The organism is Mycobacterium sp., from assembly GCF_050701515.1.
Taxonomy (GTDB): Bacteria; Actinomycetota; Actinomycetes; order Mycobacteriales; family Mycobacteriaceae; genus Mycobacterium.
Genome location: NZ_JBOGDB010000065.1, coordinates 1 through 4107, shown reverse-complemented (window position 1 = coordinate 4107; position 4107 = coordinate 1). Strand labels below are relative to the sequence as shown.

The 4107-nt window shown below is 66.7% G+C and carries 5 protein-coding genes; all 5 read right to left on the bottom strand.

Annotated elements, in window-relative coordinates; all coding sequences use genetic code 11:
• Positions 1-156: 156 nt before the first annotated feature.
• Positions 157-1284 (bottom strand): hydrogenase formation protein HypD, encoded by a 1128-nt coding sequence (gene hypD / locus ACRDU5_RS05670; protein ID WP_526613510.1) that lies wholly within the window; start codon positions 1282-1284, stop codon positions 157-159.
• 19 nt (positions 1285-1303) lie between these two features.
• Positions 1304-1576 (bottom strand): HypC/HybG/HupF family hydrogenase formation chaperone, encoded by a 273-nt coding sequence (locus ACRDU5_RS05665; protein ID WP_526613508.1) that lies wholly within the window; start codon positions 1574-1576, stop codon positions 1304-1306.
• A 13-nt stretch (positions 1577-1589) separates the two neighbouring features.
• Entirely contained in the window at positions 1590-2690 is a 1101-nt protein-coding gene (gene hypE / locus ACRDU5_RS05660) for a hydrogenase expression/formation protein HypE (protein WP_526613506.1), read from the bottom strand.
• Positions 2687-3376, bottom strand: coding sequence for a D-sedoheptulose-7-phosphate isomerase (locus tag ACRDU5_RS05655; RefSeq protein WP_526613504.1), 690 nt, complete (start codon positions 3374-3376; stop codon positions 2687-2689). The genes hypE and ACRDU5_RS05655 overlap by 4 nt, the downstream gene beginning before the upstream one ends.
• Positions 3373-4107 (bottom strand): HypC/HybG/HupF family hydrogenase formation chaperone (locus tag ACRDU5_RS05650; RefSeq protein WP_526613503.1); only part of this gene is annotated, 735 nt, incomplete at its 5' end. The genes ACRDU5_RS05650 and ACRDU5_RS05655, both read right to left, overlap by 4 nt.

Genomic DNA, 4107 nt, shown 5'->3' with positions numbered 1-4107 from the left:
CCTGACGGCTTATCTGATCCGGTGTCTCGTGAACCTGGTGCAGGTTCTCCAGCGAAGCGGTCTTGTGGGCTGCTCATGGTTACTCCCTCACAGCCGCCGCATGGGCTGCGGCGACTGTGATATGGATTACCCGGGATTGGGTGCCCGAAAACCCAGCTAGCCGCGCTGACCCAGCAGCTGAGCCGTTTCCCGGTGCAGCCTGCCGAAGTTGTAGTACGCCGCGCAGGCGCCTTCGGGGGAGACCATGCACGTGCCGATCGGCGTCTCGGGTGTACACGCCGTCCCGAACACCTTGCATTCCCAGGGCTTGATGACGCCCTTGAGGACCTCGCCGCACTGGCACGCCTTGGGGTCGGCGACCCGCACGCCGGGCATCTCGAATTTCAGCTCGGCGTCGAATTCGGCGTAGTCGTGATGGATCTTCAACGCGCTCTGCGAGATGAAACCCAGTCCGCGCCACTCGAAGTGGGGCCGCAGTTCGAACGTCTGGGCCATCAGCTTCAGCGCCTGGGTGTTGCCCTCGGGGCGCACCACGCGGGTGTACTGATTCTCGACTTCACAGCGCCCATCCCGGATCTGCCGCAGCAGCATGTGCACCGACGCGAGGATGTCCAGCGGCTCGAATCCCGCAACCACCATGGGCTTTCCATACACGTCCGGCACGAACCGGTATGGCCGTATCCCCACCACCGTGGAGACATGGCCGGGTCCGAGGAACCCCGACAGCCGCAGGTCGGGCGACTCCAGGATCGCCTTGATCGGCGGAACGATGGTGACGTGGTTGCAGAAGATACTGAAGTTCTTGACGCCGAGCGCACGCGCCCGGACCAGCGTCACCGCGGTGGACGGCGCGGTGGTTTCGAAGCCGACGGCGAAGAAGACGACGTGGCGGTCGGGGTTGTCGACGGCCACCTTGAGCGCGTCGAGCGGAGAGTAGACGAATCTCACGTCCGCACCGCGTGCCTTGGCCTCGATGAGGTTGCCCTTGGATCCGGGCACCCGCATCATGTCACCGAAGGTGGTGAAGATGATGCCCGGCCGTTCGGCCAGCCACATCGCATCGTCCACCCGGCCCATCGGGATCACACACACCGGACAGCCCGGCCCGTGCACCAGCTCGACGGACTCCGGCAGCAGATGCTCGATGCCGTGCCGATAGATGGTGTGGGTGTGGCCGCCGCACACCTCCATGAACTTGAAATGGTCACCGGTGGCGAGCTCGGTGATCGATTTGACCAGGGCGCGCGCGGCCGCCGGATCGCGGAATTCGTCGACGAACTTCATGCTCGTAACCTCTTCTATCTCAAGCGATCTCGGATGAATTGAATGCTTCGATCTCGTTGGCGTAGTCGGCGCCCATCTTCCGCACCTGACTCAACGTCATTGCGGCCTCGCGCTCGTCGATCTTGGCCATCGCAAAACCGACATGAACCAGCACCCAGTCACCGACCTGCAGGTTGTCGTCGGCCAGCAGTCGCACACTGATATTTCTGCGCACGCCGTTGACGTCGACCTTGGCCAGAGACTGTTCGGCGTCAACGATGTCGACCACTTGGCCGGGAATTCCCAGACACATCGTCGTTCTCCTCTCAGCAGATCCGCGGCAGTGGGTCGCCGACGAGCATGTCGACGATTCGGCTGCCGCCGAACGAAGTCCTAAGTGCCACAATGCCGGGTGGCTCGGGCACGATTTCGCCGACGACGGCCGCGTCGGGGCCTTGCGGATGCGCGCGCAACGCGGAAACCGCCGCGTTGGCCTCGTCGGGCGCGACGATCGCGACGAACTTGCCCTCGTTCGCGACGTACAGCGGGTCGATGCCGAGCATGTCGCACGCACCGAGCACCTGCGGCTGCACCGGGATGCTGGCCTCGTCGAGGACCAGCGCGAACGGCGAGTCCTTGACGAGTTCGTTGGCGACGGTGCCGACCCCGCCGCGGGTCGCGTCGCGCATCCATCGCGTCGACGGCGCGGCTTGCAGCAGCAGCTCGACCAGTTCGTGCACCGGTGCGGTGTCAGACGCGATGTCGGCATCGATTGCCAGGTCGCCGCGCGCGAGCATGACCGCCATCCCGTGCTCGCCGATGGTTCCGGACACCAGGACCTTGTCGCCGGGCTGGACGAGATCGCGCGACAGCCGCCTGCCCTCGGGAATCACACCGACGCCTGCGGTCGAGATGTACAGACCGTCGGCCGCGCCCTTGCCGACGACCTTGGTGTCCCCGGTGACGATCTGCACGCCGGCCTTGGCGGCTGCTTCGCTCATGTCCGCCACGATCTCGCGCAGCTCAGTGATTCCGAAACCCTCCTCGATGACGAACGCCGCCGACAGCCATTGCGGGCGGGCACCCGACACGGCGAGGTCGTTGATGGTGCCGTGCACCGCGACGTGCCCGATGGAACCGCCCGGAAACCGCCGCGGTGAAACGACAAACGAGTCGGTGGAGAACGCGAGCCGTTCACCGGACGCGGTGCGCAACGCTGCGGCGTCGCCGAGCTGCTCGAGTTCGTCGTTGCGGAATGCTTCAAGGAACACCGCGTCGACGAGGGCCGCCGACGACTTGCCGCCGGCGCCGTGCGCGAGCGTCACCACGTCGTCGAGCAGCCGCGGGCGCCGCTGCCGGAACTTGTCGATCCGTTCCAGCACGCGGTCTTCGCGTTCGGCGGCGGTCATCGCATCGGTGGGGCTCATGAAGGGTGCGCTCCGTTGAGGGGACGGGACAGGTGTTCTTGCGCCACCGACCAGAGCCGGTAGCCGAGCATGGCGTGGCTTTCCTGGATGCGGTGGATGCTCTGGCTGTGCACGGTGAAGCAGTGGTCGAGATCCTCGATGACCGCCATCTGGCCGCCGTCGTGACCGGCGAAGCCTAGGGTCAGTAGGCCTCGGCGCTTCGCCTCCGCGAGCGCGGTCATCAGGTCCTCGGAGTTGCCGGACGTGGACAGCGCGATGGCGACGTCGCGATCGCGGGCGTGGGCGATGATCTGGCGTTTGAATATCAACTCGAACCCGACGTCGTTGCCCAGTGCGGTCACCACGGCGTTATCGGCGGCCAGCGACCACGCCGCGACCGGGCGGCCCCGCGCCGGACGGCTGAACAGCGATGCCAGCGTCGCGGCGTCGGTGGAGCTGCCGCCGTTGCCGAAGGTGTAGAGCCGGCCGCCGCGCAGGAACCGTTCGGCCATCTCGGTGCCCGCGGCCGTCAGGCCCGGCGCGTACTCGTCCATGGATTCCCGTTGCAGGCGGGCACTTTCGGCGGCCTTGCCTCTGGCCGAGGCCGCGAGGTCGTCGAGCAGGCTGCCGGCGTCGGTTTCCTCGGACTCGATGAACGGATACAGAAAGCCGGTGCTCTCAGTGCTTTCCCTGCCGGGTGTCGTCATCGGTTCACCTCCTCGGCGGTGTCGTCCAGACGCGCGATCGCCGTTCCCGCGTGCACCAACACCAGGTCGTTCGCGGCAACCTCACCCAAGATGCTGACGTCCACCCATTCCTCGCCGGTGGCGGTGCGCACGAGAGCCTGACCCGACCTGTCGGCGGGCTCCAGGATGACCTCGGCCAGTCGTCCCTCGTCGCTACATGTCACACAGACGTCGTCGCTGCACTCCTCGGCCGGGGGCTTCAACAAGCCCGGGTGCTCGAAGCAGACGTGGGTGAGTTCCCACAGCAGGTGATACATCAGGACGAACCGCCCCGTTGCCGGCACCATCGGATCGTCGGAGTCGACCCACAGGATGTGGTTCGCGGCGCCGGCCGGTGGGCGCGGGCCCGAGCCGATCCACAGCGTGTGTGCGCCCCATGCGGGCGCTCGTCGCATGGCGTCGACGGCAGCGGGTTCGTCCGCCGATGCCACGGCCATCAGCAGGTCGCCGGGCTGGGTGGCCACCCGCGCCTGGGCCACCGGGTCGGGCTCGACGAGCGCCACCGACGGCAGCGCCCGTTTGCCCATGATCACCGGATGGACGAACTCGACGGCGACGTGATGGGCGTGTGGCTCCCACTGGGGAGAGATCACCCACAGCGTGGCGCCATCATGAAATTTGCGGGCAAGGCTCAGTGCTGCCGCCGCCAGGTCTGCGGACAAAGCCGTGTCGACGAAGCCCCCGGCCGGTTC

Bases quoted from the DNA above. Each gene is read 5' to 3' on its own strand.
- ACRDU5_RS05665 (WP_526613508.1), bottom strand. From the start codon at position 1,576: ATGTGTCTGGGAATTCCCGGCCAAGTGGTCGACATCGTTGACGCCGAA.
- hypE (WP_526613506.1), bottom strand. From the start codon at position 2,690: ATGAGCCCCACCGATGCGATGACCGCCGCCGAACGCGAAGACCGCGTG.
- ACRDU5_RS05655 (WP_526613504.1), bottom strand. From the start codon at position 3,376: ATGACGACACCCGGCAGGGAAAGCACTGAGAGCACCGGCTTTCTGTAT.
- hypD (WP_526613510.1), bottom strand. From the start codon at position 1,284: ATGAAGTTCGTCGACGAATTCCGCGATCCGGCGGCCGCGCGCGCCCTG.